The sequence below is a fragment of the Enterococcus sp. DIV0294 genome (genome assembly GCF_050558155.1).
Lineage (GTDB): Bacteria > Bacillota > Bacilli > Lactobacillales > Enterococcaceae > Enterococcus > Enterococcus faecalis.
On sequence record NZ_CP187889.1, the window covers coordinates 2,673,300 to 2,690,480 of the forward strand.

The 17,181-nt window shown below is 38.7% G+C and carries 14 protein-coding genes and 1 pseudogene; 5 read left to right on the forward strand and 10 right to left on the reverse strand.

The features are described 5' to 3' along the window. The first annotated feature begins 10 nt into the window (after nucleotides 1–10). From IGJ20_RS12900 to IGJ20_RS12915, 4 genes are all read left to right on the forward strand, one after another. A complete protein-coding gene (locus IGJ20_RS12900; protein WP_002354743.1) occupies nucleotides 11–568 on the forward strand; it encodes a Gx transporter family protein in 558 nt (185 codons plus the stop codon). Nucleotides 569–605: 37 nt separating this feature from the next. Next, nucleotides 606–1,592 carry a polyprenyl synthetase family protein gene (locus tag IGJ20_RS12905; RefSeq protein ID WP_002368514.1) on the forward strand — a complete coding sequence of 329 codons (987 nt, stop codon included), beginning with the start codon at nucleotides 606–608 and terminating at the stop codon, nucleotides 1,590–1,592. Nucleotides 1,593–1,709: 117 nt separating this feature from the next. After that, the gene (locus IGJ20_RS12910; protein WP_010708365.1) at nucleotides 1,710–2,273 is read left to right on the forward strand and encodes a GNAT family N-acetyltransferase; all 564 of its coding nucleotides are present in this window, start codon (nucleotides 1,710–1,712) and stop codon (nucleotides 2,271–2,273) included. A 177-nt stretch (nucleotides 2,274–2,450) separates the two neighbouring features. Beyond that, nucleotides 2,451–3,497 (forward strand): serine hydrolase domain-containing protein, encoded by a 1,047-nt coding sequence (locus IGJ20_RS12915; RefSeq protein ID WP_126254835.1) that lies wholly within the window; start codon nucleotides 2,451–2,453, stop codon nucleotides 3,495–3,497. Nucleotides 3,498–4,356: 859 nt separating this feature from the next. Here the strand turns inward: IGJ20_RS12915 and IGJ20_RS12920 are convergent. From IGJ20_RS12920 to gor, 7 genes and pseudogenes are all read right to left on the reverse strand, one after another. After that, nucleotides 4,357–6,405: pseudogene (locus tag IGJ20_RS12920) on the reverse strand (hypothetical protein). Between the two features lie 403 nt (nucleotides 6,406–6,808). Continuing rightward, entirely contained in the window at nucleotides 6,809–7,600 is a 792-nt protein-coding gene (folP, locus tag IGJ20_RS12925) for a dihydropteroate synthase (protein ID WP_126254836.1), read from the reverse strand. Next, on the reverse strand, nucleotides 7,593–8,186 hold the full coding sequence (locus IGJ20_RS12930; protein ID WP_002354736.1) for a non-canonical purine NTP pyrophosphatase: 594 nt from the start codon (nucleotides 8,184–8,186) through the stop codon (nucleotides 7,593–7,595). Before IGJ20_RS12930 ends, folP begins: the two co-directional genes overlap by 8 nt. Nucleotides 8,187–8,189: 3 nt before the next feature. Next, a complete protein-coding gene (folE, locus tag IGJ20_RS12935; RefSeq protein ID WP_002383148.1) occupies nucleotides 8,190–8,759 on the reverse strand; it encodes a GTP cyclohydrolase I FolE in 570 nt (189 codons plus the stop codon). Next, complete coding sequence (folK, locus tag IGJ20_RS12940; RefSeq protein ID WP_126254837.1) at nucleotides 8,753–9,238, reverse strand: 2-amino-4-hydroxy-6-hydroxymethyldihydropteridine diphosphokinase; 486 nt, start codon at nucleotides 9,236–9,238, stop codon at nucleotides 8,753–8,755. Before folK ends, folE begins: the two co-directional genes overlap by 7 nt. Beyond that, a complete protein-coding gene (gene folB / locus IGJ20_RS12945; protein WP_002354733.1) occupies nucleotides 9,239–9,601 on the reverse strand; it encodes a dihydroneopterin aldolase in 363 nt (120 codons plus the stop codon). A 196-nt stretch (nucleotides 9,602–9,797) separates the two neighbouring features. Beyond that, nucleotides 9,798–11,147, reverse strand: coding sequence for a glutathione-disulfide reductase (gor, locus tag IGJ20_RS12950; RefSeq protein WP_002354732.1), 1,350 nt, complete (start codon nucleotides 11,145–11,147; stop codon nucleotides 9,798–9,800). A 424-nt stretch (nucleotides 11,148–11,571) separates the two neighbouring features. Between gor and IGJ20_RS12955 the strand changes: the two genes are divergently transcribed. Beyond that, nucleotides 11,572–13,089: an RNA-binding domain-containing protein gene (locus IGJ20_RS12955; protein WP_002386215.1), complete on the forward strand. Its 1,518-nt coding sequence runs from the start codon at nucleotides 11,572–11,574 to the stop codon at nucleotides 13,087–13,089. Between the two features lie 56 nt (nucleotides 13,090–13,145). Here IGJ20_RS12955 and IGJ20_RS12960 read toward each other — a convergent pair whose 3' ends face one another. Genes IGJ20_RS12960 through IGJ20_RS12970 form a run of 3 tightly spaced genes read right to left on the reverse strand, consistent with a single transcriptional unit; the run spans nucleotide 13,146 to nucleotide 17,088 of the window. Next, nucleotides 13,146–14,699: a hydantoinase/oxoprolinase N-terminal domain-containing protein gene (locus tag IGJ20_RS12960; RefSeq protein WP_002365445.1), complete on the reverse strand. Its 1,554-nt coding sequence runs from the start codon at nucleotides 14,697–14,699 to the stop codon at nucleotides 13,146–13,148. Next, nucleotides 14,700–15,794, reverse strand: a complete 1,095-nt coding sequence (locus IGJ20_RS12965; protein WP_002354727.1) for a DUF917 domain-containing protein — start codon at nucleotides 15,792–15,794, stop codon at nucleotides 14,700–14,702. It abuts the gene before it with no gap. A 19-nt stretch (nucleotides 15,795–15,813) separates the two neighbouring features. Next, a complete protein-coding gene (locus IGJ20_RS12970; protein ID WP_161970876.1) occupies nucleotides 15,814–17,088 on the reverse strand; it encodes a cytosine permease in 1,275 nt (424 codons plus the stop codon). Nucleotides 17,089–17,181: the final 93 nt, after the last annotated feature.

Here is a 17,181-nt window from a genome sequence, read left to right on the forward strand (position 1 = left end):
CACGACAACTATGAGCAAATTACACAAGAATATTTATATTGCTATGCTCGTTGCCCAAGGGGTCATTATTGGCTTAATCGAAAATATGATTCCTTACCCTTTCGCATTTGCTCCTGGGGCAAAGCTCGGTCTAGCAAATTTAATTACCATTATTGCGATTTTCACCATGCGTAAGCGTGATAGTTTTTTCCTAGTCTGTTTACGTTTGATTTTAACGACATTACTGGGCGGTACACTTTCGACCTTTTTCTATAGTGCCAGTGGTGCCTTATTAAGTTATTTCGGCATGTTACTCGTCAAGCAGCTGGGGCCAAAACGGGTCAGCATTATTGGGATTAGTGCCGTTGGTGGTTTCTTACACAACGTTGGTCAGTTGCTAACGACCTCTTTCTTTGCTCATTCGTGGGCGCCGATGCTGTACTTACCATTTTTATCTCTGTTTGGGTTACTCTCGGGGATTGCCATTGGGATTGCCGCTAATTATTTACTACAACATGTCCAGACGTTACGAAAATTCCAACTGAATTATGAACAAACAACGAAACATAAGTGGAGTCAATTTTTCTAATTGAAAACCTGTCCGCCACAATTAAAGGAGTCATCTTATGAATATACATCCTATGTGGAATACCTATCCTACGTTATCAAAAGAATTAACAACTACTCTTCGCTTGATGGAACAAGCGGTTCAAATCGATAATCAAGAGATTCAAGCTGCTGTCCATGACATGATTCATTCTGGCGGCAAATTGCTACGTCCAGCCTACCAACTGTTGTTCTCTTATTTTGGTGAACAGCGGGACCCTAAAAAGGCGACAGCGTTAGCGGCTTCCATTGAATTACTGCATACCGCCACGTTAGTTCACGACGATATTGTCGATGAAGCTGATACGCGTCGTGGCTTGCCAACATTGCGTTCGCGCTTTGGAAATAGCACAGCCGTGTATACAGGCGATTATCTTTTTGTTTGCTGTTTCAAGCTCTTATCTGATTATTCTTCTTCATTAAAAAGCATTCAATTAAATTCGCGCAGTATGGAAAAAGTCCTGACTGGTGAGCTTGGTCAAATGGACAATCGCTATAATTTCGAGGTAACGATTGACCAATATTTAAAAAATATTTCCGGGAAAACTGCGGAACTGTTTGCGCTAAGTTGTTTTGTCGGTGCCTATGAAAGTGGCACCTCCCAACGTTTTGCCAAACGTTGTGGTGAAATCGGCGAAAATATCGGACTGGCTTTTCAAATTATTGATGATATTTTGGACTATACACAAACTGCTGACGCTATCGGCAAACCCGTCTTAGAAGACGTACGTCAAGGCGTGTATTCTTTGCCCTTGATTTATGCACTTGAAGCCAATCGTGAAGTCTTGTTGCCACTTTTAATGAAAAAAGAAGCCTTGACTAATGAAGAAACACAGGAAATTTATCGTCTTGTCCATGAACTAGGTGGCGTAGAAAAGGCCCAACAATTAGCCACTCATTACACAGAAAAAGCGCTGAAAGAAATCAGCAAACTTCCTGAAACAAAGGCCCAAGCGAAAGAACAATTGTATGAAATTACACAAACAATTTTGACAAGAGAAAATTAAAAAAGCCGCTGGATCCTATTGAGGATTTAGCGGCTAGCTTTTTAGGTGATATCAAACATATATTTTATGATAGAATTTAAAAATATACTTGATTCATTAGTAGAAAGAGGTGCTACTATGACTTATCTTGAAACGGATAGACTTATCCTAAGAACCTTTACGGAAAAAGATATCAATGATCTTCACTTACTCTTGAATGATGTGTCGGTTAATACTTTTCTCCCGTGGTATCCTCATACTACACTCAGCAAAACGTGGGCGTTTTATGAAAAAACAATTAAGCACCAGCCTTATTACCTTGCCATCTGTCTTAAAGGAAATAATTGTCCAATTGGCTACGTAAAAGCGGAAATGAACGATAGTCACGACTTTGGCTATGCACTTCGAAAGGAGTTTTGGCATAAAGGGATTGTGACAGAAGCCAGTAAATCATTGGTTTCGTTACTAAAAAAAGAGGGCATCCCCTATATTACAGCCACGCATGATGTTGAAAATTACCGCAGTGGAAATGTAATGAAACAAATCGGGATGACTTACTGTTACTCATACAAAGAACAATGGCAACCAAAAAATGTGCTCATTACTTTCCGAATGTACCAGTTAAATTTAGATGGTCATGCAGACCGTGTTTATAAAAAATATTGGGATACTTATCCTGACCACTTCATAGAGGACATTTGATGTAAGCTTGCTTCTTCTAAATCCTTCTTGTCGTTTTTATGTATTGAAAGCGTATACTAATAATTGAAAGGACGTGATTTTTTGCGTAAAGATGTACCAACTATGTTCGCTTAATTTAACATTTTTCCCAAGACAAGTAATATCCACCTTGGAGACTATAGCGAAAAGAGAGAAAAAATGAATTTACAAGAAATAATCCATAGATTAGAAACTATCTATCAACAGACCGATTACAATGGTAGTTATGCACTTGTTACCACTGATAAAATTTTAGCTAAGAAAAATTATGGGTTTGCAAAATTTAAGGAAAAACAGTTATTCACAGAAGCAACTCAAAGTTGTATTGGCTCTGTAACAAAGCAATTCACTGGCACCGCCTGCATGATCCTTCATGAACAAGGTAAGTTAAACTTTGAAATGCCAGTAGTAGCCTTTTTCCCAGATTTGCTGTTTCCAAAAACAATCACAGTTAAACATTTATTGACAATGAGTAGTGGTCTACCTGATTATCCAACGGAGCTATTCTTAAATAGTTTAAAAAAAATTAAAGAACAGAGACCAGAGCTAAACGAAAAACTTCAGGAATTTTATGCTGAATTTGCTACCGCAGAACAAATTTCTTTCAATAAATTGAAAACGATAATTGCTACTAAACCGATGGATTTTCAGGTTGGAACCCGAGTTTCTTATAGTAATACTAATTATTATTTATTAGGTTTGATTATTGAAAAAGTATCTGGACTCTCATTTGAGAAATTTGTAACACAAAAAATCTTGTCTCCTTTATCGATGGTAAAAACTTCATTTGCCACAAAAAATAGCATAGCAAAGAGCTATCGTAACATTGATAATGAACTACATGAATTTCCAAATACTTATCAATTACTATCTGCAGATGGATGTATGGTCTCGACTATTAACGACTTATCGAAATGGCTACAAGCAGTTCTCAAGGGCGAAATTTTGTCGCCCGAAAGTTGGGATCAAGTTTTCAATCTCTATTTAAAAGAATATAATTGTGGTTGGATGAAGTTAGGAGATTGGTTTTACCATGGCGGTCAATATCTAGGTTTTTACTGCGAAATCTTTCTGCATCGAAAAGCAGGTCTAGGAAAAGTCATGCTTTATAATCGGGAAGCCACTTCTGAATTAGATCAATATTCTATGGATGAACGTTCCAATTGGCGTAATTTAATTCGAGATTGGTCATTTTCTCAAAATTAATAAAAAAGCTCTAACCCTATTGAAAGATTTAGCGGCTAGCTTTTTAGGTGATACCTTGGTATAATAAACACGAAGAGAGCGTACTAGACATACGCTCTCGGGTAGACCGTTTAAGACGGTAGCTTGATTTTGATACGGAAATAAACCCGTCAATCTTCGCTAAAGGTTATGACGGGTTTATTTTTTGTCGTTTTTATTACTGATTTTGACAATTAACGTTGCGAAAGCAATCGCAAGCATCAATGCTTCAAAGACAGTCACTGCTATTCCTTTCTAGGGAAAGAGCAAACAAGCAAAAACATTGGCAGTCCCCCTTTTTTGAGAAATTGCCACCGTCATAAACTTCCTACTTGTGTAGTATAACACATTTATACCTTCCTAGAATACGCTTACTTTTTTTATTTACTATTCGACTTTTCCGTTTCAACTTGCTATAATAAACACGAAGAGAGCGTACTAGACATACGCTCTCTGGTAGACCGTTTAAGACGGTAGCTGAATTAATTAGAAAATAAACCCGTTAATCCTGGCTAAAGATTATGACGGGTTTATTTTTTGTCGTTTTTATTACTGATTTTGACAATTAACGTTGCGAAAGCGATCGCAAGCATCAATGCTTCAAAGACAGTCACTGCTATTCCTTTCTAGGGAAAAAGCGAACAAGCAAAAACATTGGCAGTCCCCCTTTTTTGAGAAATTGCCACCGTCATAAACTTCCTACTTGTGTAGTATAACACATTTGTACTTTGTTAGAAGGCGCTCTCTTTAAAAAAGTAGGAGCCCCAGAGAGATCTAGAAAAAAGTGTCCAATTATCTATTAATAGATCTTTGGACACTTTTTTCTTATTAAACAAAGGTTTTATTCTGGCGCATCTTCCAGAGACCATCGCAATACTACACTATACCTTCCGACTGGATCAGAAGGAAAAATCGTCAACTAAAGTTGTTTGGTCAAATTAGCGGTAGCGTTGCCGCTTCCTTGCAAAATAGGTTGGCTATCTGCATTAATTAGAACACGCTGATTCTTCTCACCATAACTTATTCTTTTGTCGAGTAACTCACCACTTTCGTTCTTTAACGGTTGTTCTTCTTTTACTTTAATTGTCCACCGACTTTTATCAAGTTTGCTTGTATCTTCAATGCGGATTTCTTTATTTGTAATAGAAGAAATCATTGTCTCTGTTGCGGGAATTTCATTCACACCAAAATTGATTGTATCAGGTAAAATGAGCTTGGGCCCAGCTTCTTTTTGAAGAGTCCGACTGTCTTTTTCTGACTCTTGATTGTTCTTATCTTTTATATAAAAGAAAACCTCTCGATTCAACCAATGTTCAGGAAAAGTATACGTAACTTTATCAACAACCGATTCTGGCGCATCTACATATTTTTTTAATTCTTTTTCTTCTGTGCCACACTTCGCTATTAAAGTTATATTGGTTGATGGATCATGAGAAAATGAAAAAGTAACTTCTCGCTGATTTGTAAAACGTGAGACCAATAGCGGATTTTCTTCATCCATCAATTTGAATTGTAATAACTTCTTTTCACGATAACGATGAATAATTGTTTGCTCCTCTGGAAGAAACATTCCTTGATCTTGTTGGGTCTTAATTGGTTCATAGCCAGCTATTTTGGGATACTGATTAGACAAGTCAAAAGGCGTGGTTAAAATCCCTTCTTTTGTGACTGGTTCATGAATAGCATTATCTTGTTCATTTAAAAACACAGCTGTTGCTTTCCCCACATAATTCACACTGGATGTAGCAGTCGTTTCCTCTAAATTTTCTCCATCTAAAAGAGTTCTTGCACTAAACGGCAAGTCTAATTTTCCATTTGAAATGAGCGCCGTATCGACTGGATTTTGAGTCCCTTGCCATTTCAAGTAAACTTTATATTGTAATACGGTATCGTAGAGACGACTATCTGACAGATTTTTTGTCATAATTTGGACATTTTCACCATCTGTTTGGCTAGTAAATAAATCCGTTAAATCTTCTCCTTTAAAGTCTGTAACTAAGACTTTGTCAAATTGATATTGCTTTGTTTGATTTACTTGGTTCAGGTTAACGTTTACAACCATTTGACTAGGTTTTGTCCACTGATCAATATTGGGAATGGTCTGTTGCACATTTAAACAAACAGCCGTCTCTGCATTTTCAAAATAAGTATCCATTGCGTAGGCTGGTGGAAATTCTGGTTTTGCCAAAAAATCCGTAAAGTAAACAATGGATGACGGCGTTGTGTCATTGTTGTGGACTACAAACGTAACAGTAGAAATACTTTTGGTCGTCATTTCAAAACGCTGGCGAGGGTCCCGCCAAGGTACCCCTGCAGTAACGTTTTTTAGATATAACCAATAATCATCGTCTCCGCCATCCCACGTATCGTAAAGAATATGTATAGGATTTTCCGCATATAAGGCATCAATTATCGTTCCAGGGTTTTTATAGCCAACATATTTGTTTGAATTTAACCCATAGTAATTAAACGCTGTTTTTATCGTTAAGGGCTGACCATAATTATCAACAAAATCATAGGTAACCAGCATTTCGCTTTTAATCGTAATTCCTAAAAAATAGCTTTCAGTAAAACTAATTGATCCTCCATCCAAATTACTTTTATTCCGTTGTAATGTAACTAATAAATTAACTGCTTTTCCTTCATAGAACCCCACATTTTTTACTAATGCTTTGCTTTTATTTGTCGTTCGACTAACTGCCATGTAGTTTGAATACACTTCGCCTTCAATTGGTTCGACAGATGTATTTTCGCCGTAATGCATAATAAATGTGTTTGCCGCTGGTGTAATCGATTGATTTGCCCAATGGAAATAGCCCAGTTCTGTTAATGGTCTAGGAGCAGCCTCTACTTTTTCAACTCCTAAAAAGATCCCTCCAACTATCCACAATAAAATCAATAAATAGTTATGTTTTTTCAATTGAGATTACAACCTCCTTACTTTTACTTGTAAAAAATAAAATAAATATTAAATAACAATTGATATTATTTGAAGATCCAAAGATAATTGTAATAGAATTTCTATGCTGTATCTACTCTAAAATATTTCTTAAAAATACCTAAAAAACGAAAGCTTATTTAACAATCGACTTTCCCGTTTCAACTTAGCATAATAAACACGATAAACATGAAGAGGTCAGGACAGAACCAATTAGTTCCGAAGGCGTTGGTTCTGTTTCTGCCGTTTATTAGGTTCCGAACGTTTAAGACGTCATCTTTAATTATAATCAACCTTCGGTAAAAGTTATGACAGGTTTATTTTTTATTACTGATTTTAGTCTATTGGTCTACCTTTACTCCTTCTCCGACAATGCTCGCCAGACATCAAATGTTTGTTTTAAGCCTTGGACATTATGAACACGTAAAATTTCTACGCCTTGTTGTGCTGCATACAAGGAAGCAGCGGCTGAACCAAAATCACGGTTGGCTGGTTCTGGTTCGTTCGTTAAAGCGCCAATGGTTCGTTTGCGAGAAACGCCGTATAGTAACGGATAATCTTGGTAGCGAAAGGCGTTAGGATCTTTTAACAGTTGAAGGTTCTCTGCGACAGTTTTATGAAAGCCAATCCCTGGATCGAAACAAATTTTTTCTAAGGAAAGGCCGTATTTTTGGCATTGTTCAATTTTTTCTGTATAAAATTGGTGCAACTCTTCTTTTAAAGAAAGGGATTGGTGTTTTCTGGAATGCATAATCACAACTTGGATTTCAGGATATTGTGCGAGGACTTCTGCCATCCCCGGAGTGTCTAATCCTTTGATGTCATTAATCATTGTGGCGCCAGCTTGGATCGCGGCTTCCGCTACTTCGGGATAGTAGGTATCCACAGAAATCGGCGCTAGAGAAGTCTCACGTATTTTTTTTATTAATGGTAATACTCGTTCTGCCTCAACTTGTGGAGAAACTTCTTCGTAGCCAGGGCGTGTGGATTGGCCGCCAATGTCTAAAATATCGGCCCCCGCTTCTAGTAGATGAAGCGCATGTTGATAGGCCACGTCGACCGTTGTGTAGCTACCGCCATCAGAAAAAGAGTCGGGGGTCGTGTTGACAATCCCCATAATTTGGTAATTCTTTTTTAAATCAATCATTGTCACATTGCTCCTTTATCTGCTGAATCATCTTTCGTAAAGCCCGCATTCTAGGACTTATCTTCATTCGTTCACTCGTGGACAACTCCGCTAAGGTTTTGCCTCGATCTGGTAAATAAATAATCGGATCAAAGCCATAACCACCTGTACCGCGCGGTTCAACTAATTCACCAGTCAAAGTGGCTTCCGTTTGCAACAGTTTGTCGTCATCGAGTACATAGACCAACGTGGCTGATAAGGTTAACTCTCGGGTCGACTGTTGCCCTTCAAATAAGTGCAACAGTTCGCGGTTCTGTTCTTCCGGATTGGCTGAATGGAAAAAGCGGCTTGTATGAATACCTAATAAATCAGGAAAAGCAGTTAACGTTAAGCCGCCATCATCACCTAACACTGGGCGGCCAATTAATTGTTGGAAAAAGCGAGCTTTTAGATAAGCATTTTCAGCATACGTAGTGCCAGTTTCTGCAGGTTGTTCTTGACTGGTTGTATACTTTCGATAAGAGACAAGTTGAATAGCGGGGTCCTTAAGTCCTGATTGCATTTCTTTTAACTTACCTTGGTTATTCGTGCCAACAATGATTTCCATTTTCTAACGTATCTCCATTAAAAATTGATTTTTCCACTCTTGTTCTTTAAATAGTCCGGTAAATTGAAATGTTTTGGTGCTACTTTGTGGTGTTTTCACGCCGCGCATCGTCATACACATATGTTCCGCTTCAATGGCTACTGCAATGCCTTTGACGGGAATATTTTCTTGGAGTTTGCGGGCAATTGTCACTGTTAAATCTTCTTGAACTGTGGGACGTTTGGCACAATGTTCTACTAATCTTGGTAACTTGCTTAGTCCCAATACTTTGCCACCTTCTGGCAGATAAGCGACATGTACTTTTCCATAAAATGGCAATAAATGGTGTTCACACATTGAATAAAAGGCAATATCTTTTACTAAAACCATTTCGCCTTCATTTAAGCTATCAAATAATTTATAATCATCAAATTCAGGTTCGGTTAATCCACTAAAAACTTCTGCATACATTTTAGCTACGCGTTTGGGTGTATCAATGAGTCCTGCCCGTTGAGTATCTTCCCCCACTGCTTCTAAGATTGTGGTAACTGCCTGCTCAATTTGCGCTTGTTTTTCCTGCTCCATCTCTACCATTCCTTTTCGCTTACTCGCACTTCTTCTTGATTGCCACTGCGCTGAATCCACGTAGCTATTGGCGCGCCCAATAGTTGTTCCTCTGCGTAAACATCACTTAAGGGAATCAAAACAAATGACCGTTTTGTTAATTCTTGATGAGGAACTTGTAAGTGGGGCAACGCGACTGACTGTTCCCCTAATAATAAAATATCAATATCAATAATCCGCGGACCCCAGTGAATTAATTTTTTACGTTTCATTGCTTGCTCAATCCCTTGGGTAACAGCCAATAACTCTTCAGCGGTATAGCTAGTATCAATTTTCAATACGGCGTTCAAAAAATCATCTTGGTCTGTATAGCCGTAAGGATCCGTTTCATAAAGTTTTGAAGAAGCCACGACCTGAATCTGCGAGTCTTCGTTTAAATAATTGCGGGCTTTCACTAAATTTGCGTATGGATCGCCGACGTTACTACCTAATGCTACATAGCCAATCATCTATACTTCTCGCTCCATTTCAATTTCAATATTGTCAAAAAGGCCGGGCATCGGCACACTATATTTTCTAATTTTAATGATAATTTTGTTCAATTGTTCTTGATAATCTGCGGAAATATCATCTAAAATAGCACTCGCTAAACCTTCGATTAAATCGTACGAGTGATTGTTTACTCGTTGGGCAATCAATTCATTCACTTCGGCATAATTGACGGTTTGGGTGACATCATCTGTTCGCCCTGCCTCGGCTAGCGACAACTGCATTTCAAGGTCGATTTCTACTTGCTGTCCTAGACGTTTTTCTTCTGCCAAAACACCATTTTTTGTGAAAAATTTCAAGTTGTTGATTCTAATTTTATCCATCCTCTAACTCCCTACCCTCTGTTTTGCTGATTTTTTTAATCATAGCATATTTCTTGGAAAAGTCAGTAGTTAAAAGATGGAAAAGTGGTTATTGGTATGATATAAAAAATTACTTTTTACGAATCAAATAGTATAACTCGTGTATTCAAAAAAGAGCGTTGCTGATGCAACACTCTTTTTTGGGTTTATTCGCCTTTTATCGCATTGTTACAAATTCTTCTGAGCCTGTTGGATGAATCGCAACAGTATTATCAAAATCTGCTTTGGTCGCGCCCATTTTAATAGCGACTGCAAAGCCTTGTAGCATCTCGTCAACACCGATGCCGATGCCATGCAAACCGACAATTTTTTCTTCTTTGCCGACACAGATTAATTTCATGTCGCATTTTTGACGGTATTCTCCTAAAGCGAAATACATTGGCGTAAAGCTAGAGCGATAGATTTTCACTTGGTCTTCACCATATTCTTCAAGCGCTGCTTTTTCCGTCAAGCCAATTGTCGCAACTGGTGGATGGGTAAAGACCACCGTTGGTACCAAGTTATAATCCAAATATAAATCGGTTTGTCCGTTAAATAAGCGTTCAGACAGGCGCCGACCAGCGGCAATCGCGACTGGCGTTAAGTCGATTTTCCCAATGACATCGCCGACTGCGTAGATGCCATTTTGCGTGGTATTTTGGAATTTATCTACTTTGACGTAGCCTTTTTCATCAAGGGCTACTTTCGTATTTTCTAAGCCTAATTGATCCGTGTTCGGCTGACGGCCTGTCCCGAAAATCACGGCATCTGTCGTAATTGATTCACCATTTTCAAATGTAATAACATACTCATTCTGCGCCGTTTTTTCAATTTTAGCTGGTGTTGCATTCGGATGAATTTGCATGCCCATTTCTTGATAGCGTTCTACGACTTTTTCAGAAAGCATGTCATCAAAGCTTCGTAATGGTCGTTCATGACGGAAGGCCCAATGTGTTTCTGCGCCTAAGCCATGTAAGGTTCCTGCTAATTCGGCTGCGATGTAACCCGCACCGACAAAGACCACACGTTTTGGCATTTCTTCTAACGCAAAGAAGCCGTTTGAATCTAAGGCATATTCTTCTCCTGGAATACCTAGTTTTTTCGGACGACCACCTGTCGCGATTAAAATGTGCGGCGCCGTATATTCTGTTCCATTGACTTCAATTGTTTGCTCCCCAGTAAACGTAGCGTAACCATGGATACGTTCAATGTTGTTACTGTCTAAACCACGATTATACGCACCATGTAAGAAGTCGATATATTTTTCACGATTTTCAACTAATTGTTTAAAGCTAAAATTTTTGATTTCAACATCAAACCCATAGCCTGCTGTGTCTCTTTCCATCATTTCCATCATGCTGCTGGCTTGCCACATGACTTTTTTAGGCACACAACCAACGTTGACACAGGTCCCACCAATTTCGTTGCCCTCAATTAAAAGGACGTTAGCTCCGTGCATTCCTGCGCGGTTAGCAGAAGCAATCCCGCCACTACCGCCACCAATAACAATATAATCATAGGTTTTCATTTATTCTGGCTCCCTTTCAATTTGAACTTTCTCCCTTATTATCGCAAAAAATAGCAAAAAAAGACAGTCGTATTACTTACTTTTGTTTAGTTTTCTGCTGCTTCTGTTTTATGGATTCGTTCCGTAAAAGCACTGGGGGAAAGGAATTCAATCGTAGCATTGTCGAAGGGAATTCCTAGTTATGATTGATTTACTTGGTTCATTTAACTACTTCTTGCTAAAATCTTCTAGAAAAAAAAGTTTTTTAATGATACAATTTAATTATTTAAAGCTAAAATTATACCACATTTTATCTATATGTCAATTCTTTTGGTTTTCTTTTCAAAAATGACTTTTTCTTTTGAAAAAATCACTCAAAAGCTTGATACCACTCAGTTTTTTTACTTTTGATTTACTTTTGAATTTATTACTAAGGAGGGGACGTATGAATCAATTTATAGAATTAAAAGACGAAATCTTTTCACATCCAAAAGAAAGTTGGCAATTAGAGTACAAAAAATCACAGACTTCTCTTTCCAAAGATATCTGGAGTACATACAGCGCATTTGCAAATACTAAGGGTGGTATAATTATTTTAGGTGTAGAAGAAATACCCAACGGCTATAGAGTTGTTGGCGTTGATAAGCCAGAAATGATCCTTAGGGATTTTTGGAATCTTATTCACGACAAGAAAAAAGTGAGCGCTAATTTATTGAGTAATGAAGATGTTATTACATTAAAAGTTGCTGGAAAATCAATTATACAAATTAAAGTCCCAAAAGCTTCATTTGAAAGAAGACCTATTTATCTAAATGGAAATAAAACGAATACCTACATAAGAACAGATGATGGCGATCGAAAAGCAGATGATAATCAATTTAAATACCTAATTGTCGATTCTCAGAACGATATAGATACTGAGCTACTAAATAATTATACCCTGGACGATTTAAACACAAAAACAATTCAAGAATATAGAGAATTACTTTATAAAAATACTCAGGAGCAAAAATACTTAGATTATTCAGATGAAGAGTTACTTATAAATTTGGGTGTCCTGAAAAAGGATAGAATGAACAGCGATAATGTATATAAATTAACAACTGGCGGACTATTATTTTTCGGAAAATATCATTCAATTACAGACAGGTTTAAAAAGTTTCAATTGGATTATTTTAAGAAAAAAAGTTCATTAGATAGCGATTGGTTAGATAGAGTTTCCACAGGTGATATGAACTATCCAGAGATGAATATTTTCTCTTTTTACACTATTGTCATTGAAAAATTCGCTCTCGCAATTCCTGATACTTTTAGACAATCACAAGATATGACTCGCGGTTCCTATAAATCAGATCTATTATTATCACTAAAAGAAGCTTTGGTAAATGTCTTAATGCATGCGTATTATGATTCAGATCATGTCATTAAGATTGCAGATTACGATGATTATATTGAGTTCTACAATCCAGGAGAAATGAAAGTGTCTAAAGAAGAATTTATTCATGGAAGTTATTCAGTCACTAGAAATCCGATTATTTCAACTTTGTTTAGGAGAGTAGGAATTGCTGAGAAGGCAGGGTCTGGAGGACCTAGAATAATAGATGCAGCGACTAAAAATAGTTTAAAAGCACCTGATATTGATACCTATTTCGATGCAACCACTATCAAAATCTGGAAAATTAATATGAAAGATAGCCTAAAAGGTTATACTGATATTGAACAATTAATTATTTTATACTTGATGGATCACGGACAAGCAAAAATTAAAGATATTCAAAAAAATAGTGGGTACTCTGACTATAAAATTAGAAAAACCGTTACCAGCTTAGTCCAACAAGGTACTTTGTTAAACAAAGGAAATGGGAAATCAACGATTTATATGCTTAACTCAACAGAAGAACTTGGTATAATTGCAAACAAGAGGATTTTAAAACGCATTGAAACTGAATTGACTCGAAAGTAAAGATGAGACTATAGCACAAAAAGGAAACCCTCATATGCCAGAGGATTTCCTTTCTTTTAATACATGTTCCCAACCACTTTTACTCGTAAGCGGGTTGCATTTTCTGGATGATAGGCGAGTGGTGTTTCTTCCACCTCGACTAACTCGATTGTGCCAGGGACTGCACCCGCAAGTTCAGCTTGTTGGACGGCTTTTTCTTGGGCATCGGCCAACGCCGCGTCTCGTTGGATTTTTGAATAGACATAAATTTGTTCGTATTGTCCGCTAATCTGAGCGATAGAGGCACCGATGGCATTCGCCACTGCCCCGTTTTCGTTGCGAATTAGCGCTTTAACGCCTGTCAATTCTTCGGGGATGATAATACTCCCACCACCAACTAAAACGACCGTCACGTCTGCGGAACTGGTTTTCATGCGATCAATCGCTTCACTGACCAATTCGCCAATTTTTTGGTACACTTTTTCCGCAAACGCTTGGTCTAAATGAGCCACTTTACTAGGATCACCAACTTGGGCATGGCCTAAGCGAACCGCAATATCAGTGGTCGTTAATTGTGTGCCGCCAAAAACAAGGGCCTCTTGTGTAATACGGTAGCCGACACTATCGGGGCCAACTGTCACAGAACCATCTGGTTGTTCACGCACTAGGCTACCGCCGCCGACACCAATTGACACGATATCTGGCATTCTAAAATTGGTCCGTACCCCGCCAACATCAACGGCCAGGGAAGATTCTCTTGGAAAGCCATCCACTAACACGCCAATGTCTGACGTTGTGCCACCAACATCTAAAACAACTGCATCTTTCAAGCCGGCTAAGTAAGAAGCCCCACGAATACTATTGGTTGGTCCACAAGCAATGGTTAAAATAGGAAACTGTTTGGCATACGTTAACGACATTAACGTACCATCGTTTTGACATAAGTACACTTGGGCGTGATGAATTTTTTCTTGTTCTAAGGCTTGTTCAAAGCCTTCGCTGGTCACTTTAATTACTTTGTGCAACGCAGCATTCAAAATTGTCGCATTTTCCCGTTCAATTAAACCGACAGACCCAATCATTGAGGAGCAAGATACAGGAACATCTGCCCCTAACACTTCCTTCGCAAGCGCTTGAACAAACAATTCTTGGTCATTTTTTAAAGAAGAAAAAACGCCAATTACTGCGATTGCCTCTACTTCTCCTCGCCAAGACGCCAAAATCCCACGTAATTCTTCTTCGTCCAGTGCAGTCAATGGTTGTCCATCATATTCGTAGCCGCCATGTGCTAAAGCATACGTTTCTGAAAGAGTGGCCACTAAATCCTTGGGCCAAGCTGTGTAAGGCAAGACCGAAGCGGTTGCTGGATAGCCCAAACGAAGGACCCCAACTTTTGCTAATTTTTTTCGCTCAACAATGGCATTCGTACATTGGGTCGTGCCCAACATTGCATGTGTGACTTTGGTTGGGTCCACTGCTGATTCTGCCAAGACTTTATTTAAGGCACCGGCAATCCCTGTTTGAATATCATCGGTTGTTGGAACTTTCACTGAATGAATCAAGTTTAATTGATGATCTAAAATAACAGCATCTGTATTTGTGCCGCCGACATCGATACCGATTTTATACATTTATTTGTCCTCCTTCGCTACTAAGTTTTCTAGTGGTTGATAATCCATTTCGTAGCCGAAATACCGAGGACCCACTGTTTCGATACCTTTTTTCGTTCGCCAAGCGGCATTCGCTTTCAAGCCCATTACTTGGACACGTTTGCCGTATTTCAAGCTTTCTGTTGTCACAGGCGTTAAAGTTTCTAAATCTACCATACAAATCAAATCAGGCGTCATCGCAATCACCTGACCATCTTTCTCGGCAATTAAATTTTCATTTTGAAAATGGACGACTGCTTCTGAACCAGCATCACTGTTTAAGCCACTCAATTTGACACGTCCCAAATTGAAGCCACCTTTTACTTCTCGTTCCACATCTAGAATTTTTCCTTGGAACAATTCAAAGCCATCCGTAACTTCTACTAATGCTTGGCGTTTTTCTTGTTCATCTGCATAGGTACCTCGAATCACTTTGCCAATTTCTTCTGATAATGTCACGATGTTGTGAATACCATAGTCTTGTAATTGTTTGCCTGTCGCGGGATAAATGCTCACTAAAGCACTGGCGCCCATTTCAACCGTTTGAACACGAGCAAGACGTTCTGTCCAAGTATTATCAATCGTTTCCATAATGCCAATATTTCCTTTTTCATCGGTAATTGCCATAGGGGTCGCTGACATCCCATTCAAATGGAACGTTACCATAGGCAATTCTGGAAAGGCCCGCCCCATACCATCACAATCCACCAAGGGAATGCCTAGCTTCGCTGCAACAACAATTGGAATCATTGAATTGACGCCCCCAGCTTCCATTGGAAAGGTCCCCGCAATCGTTTCTTGGTCTAAATATTTTCCTAACTTCTCAAAGACACGGACAAATTCGTCGCCTTTGGGAAATTTTTCAATTGCGACAGATGGGGCACCCATCATTGCGGCGGGTAGGAAAAAATCCTCCGCGGCAATTTCTTCTGGAGAAACCAGTTTGACAGGTCCGTTTTCTTCGATGGCGGACAAAGCCATCATTTTACCAATGTAGGGATCACCGCCACCTCCTGTCCCTAAAAAAGCTGCTCCTGTGGCTATATTCTCAATTGCTTCTGCATCTAAATAACGCATTCTCCGACACTCCTCTTCTTCATTCCATTTCTAATGATTCGGTGTTCGTCTGTTGACGTTTTGCACCGAAATAATAAATAACAAACGATAAAACAATGCCAATTAGCGGTTGGTTAGGCAATTGAGGGGCATTGGGAAAGAAACTCATAATCACCGGAATGCCCCCCACTGCAGCACCAATTAGCCATGAAAAAACACCTAATTTATTCACGCCAGGCGTTGGCTGCCATTTGGTTCGATCGCCTTTGTTAATCAACCAATAGGCAGCAATCATTACACCAGCCACTGGTGGAACCATCGCAGAAAGGACAGACATAATCGGCGTAAAGTAATTTAAAATCCCCACAACTGCTAATAAGGTTCCAATGGCGCCGGCCGCACCGACAGCGACTTTTTCTTTTTCTTTTGGAATATCAAAGACATTAATCAAGGCCAGTCCGCCAGAAAAAGCATTCACGGCATTCGTGGTCCAAGTTGCTAAAATTAGCGCAATAATTCCTAAAACTGGAAAACCGAGATTCATAAAAACTTCCGTGATATCTGCGGTGTTCGAAGCAATGGTCAAGACCGCACCAACGCCAATCATCAACAAGCCTGTCGGTAAAATCCCTAAGGTGGCCGCTTTAACCACATCTTTACGAGAAGAAACATATTGAGAGTAATCTCCAGCAATTACTGCGCCTAATGCAAAAGAACCGACAGTCATTGAAAGACCTGACATAAAGCTTCCTACTGTTTGAGGTGTATATTGACTAACAGCTTCCCAACCGTTGTTTCTTAACGAAGCCACCAAGCCATAAAGACAAACCAGAACTAACACAGGAACCGCAAAATAATTCAGAATTTTCAATATTTTTATGCCATAAAGAGCCGAAATAAGCATGATAACTCCCCAGATTAAGGAAGAAAGCGACACAGGTAAATCAATGCCGTAAATTTTTAAAAAGTTCGTGAAGGCGCCGCCGCTGACATTGGCTTGCAAGCCAAACCAACCTAAGCAAGCAATCGCTAGAATAATGGAAATAATCTTTTGCGAACCTTGAATGCCAAACACTTGAGAAGCGACTTTGACAGAAGGTTCTTGTAAGTCGGAACTTTGAATTCCTTGTAAAATCATTAAAATAACAATAATACCGTAACCAATAAATCCTGTTAACAAAGCTTCCCATAAAGGCATGCCTGCAACTAACGTTCCTCCAATAATTAATCCTGGCACGCTAATCATTGCGCCCGCCCAAACAAATGCTAAGCTAAGCCACGATTGTTGTTGCTCGTTTTTTAATTTCATTCTCATCCCTCCTTAATTATTTTTTCAATTATAACGAAAAATCAGTCATAGGTCTTTTTCAAATTGAAAAAAATATCAAGAAAGTTTTGGCTTAAAATA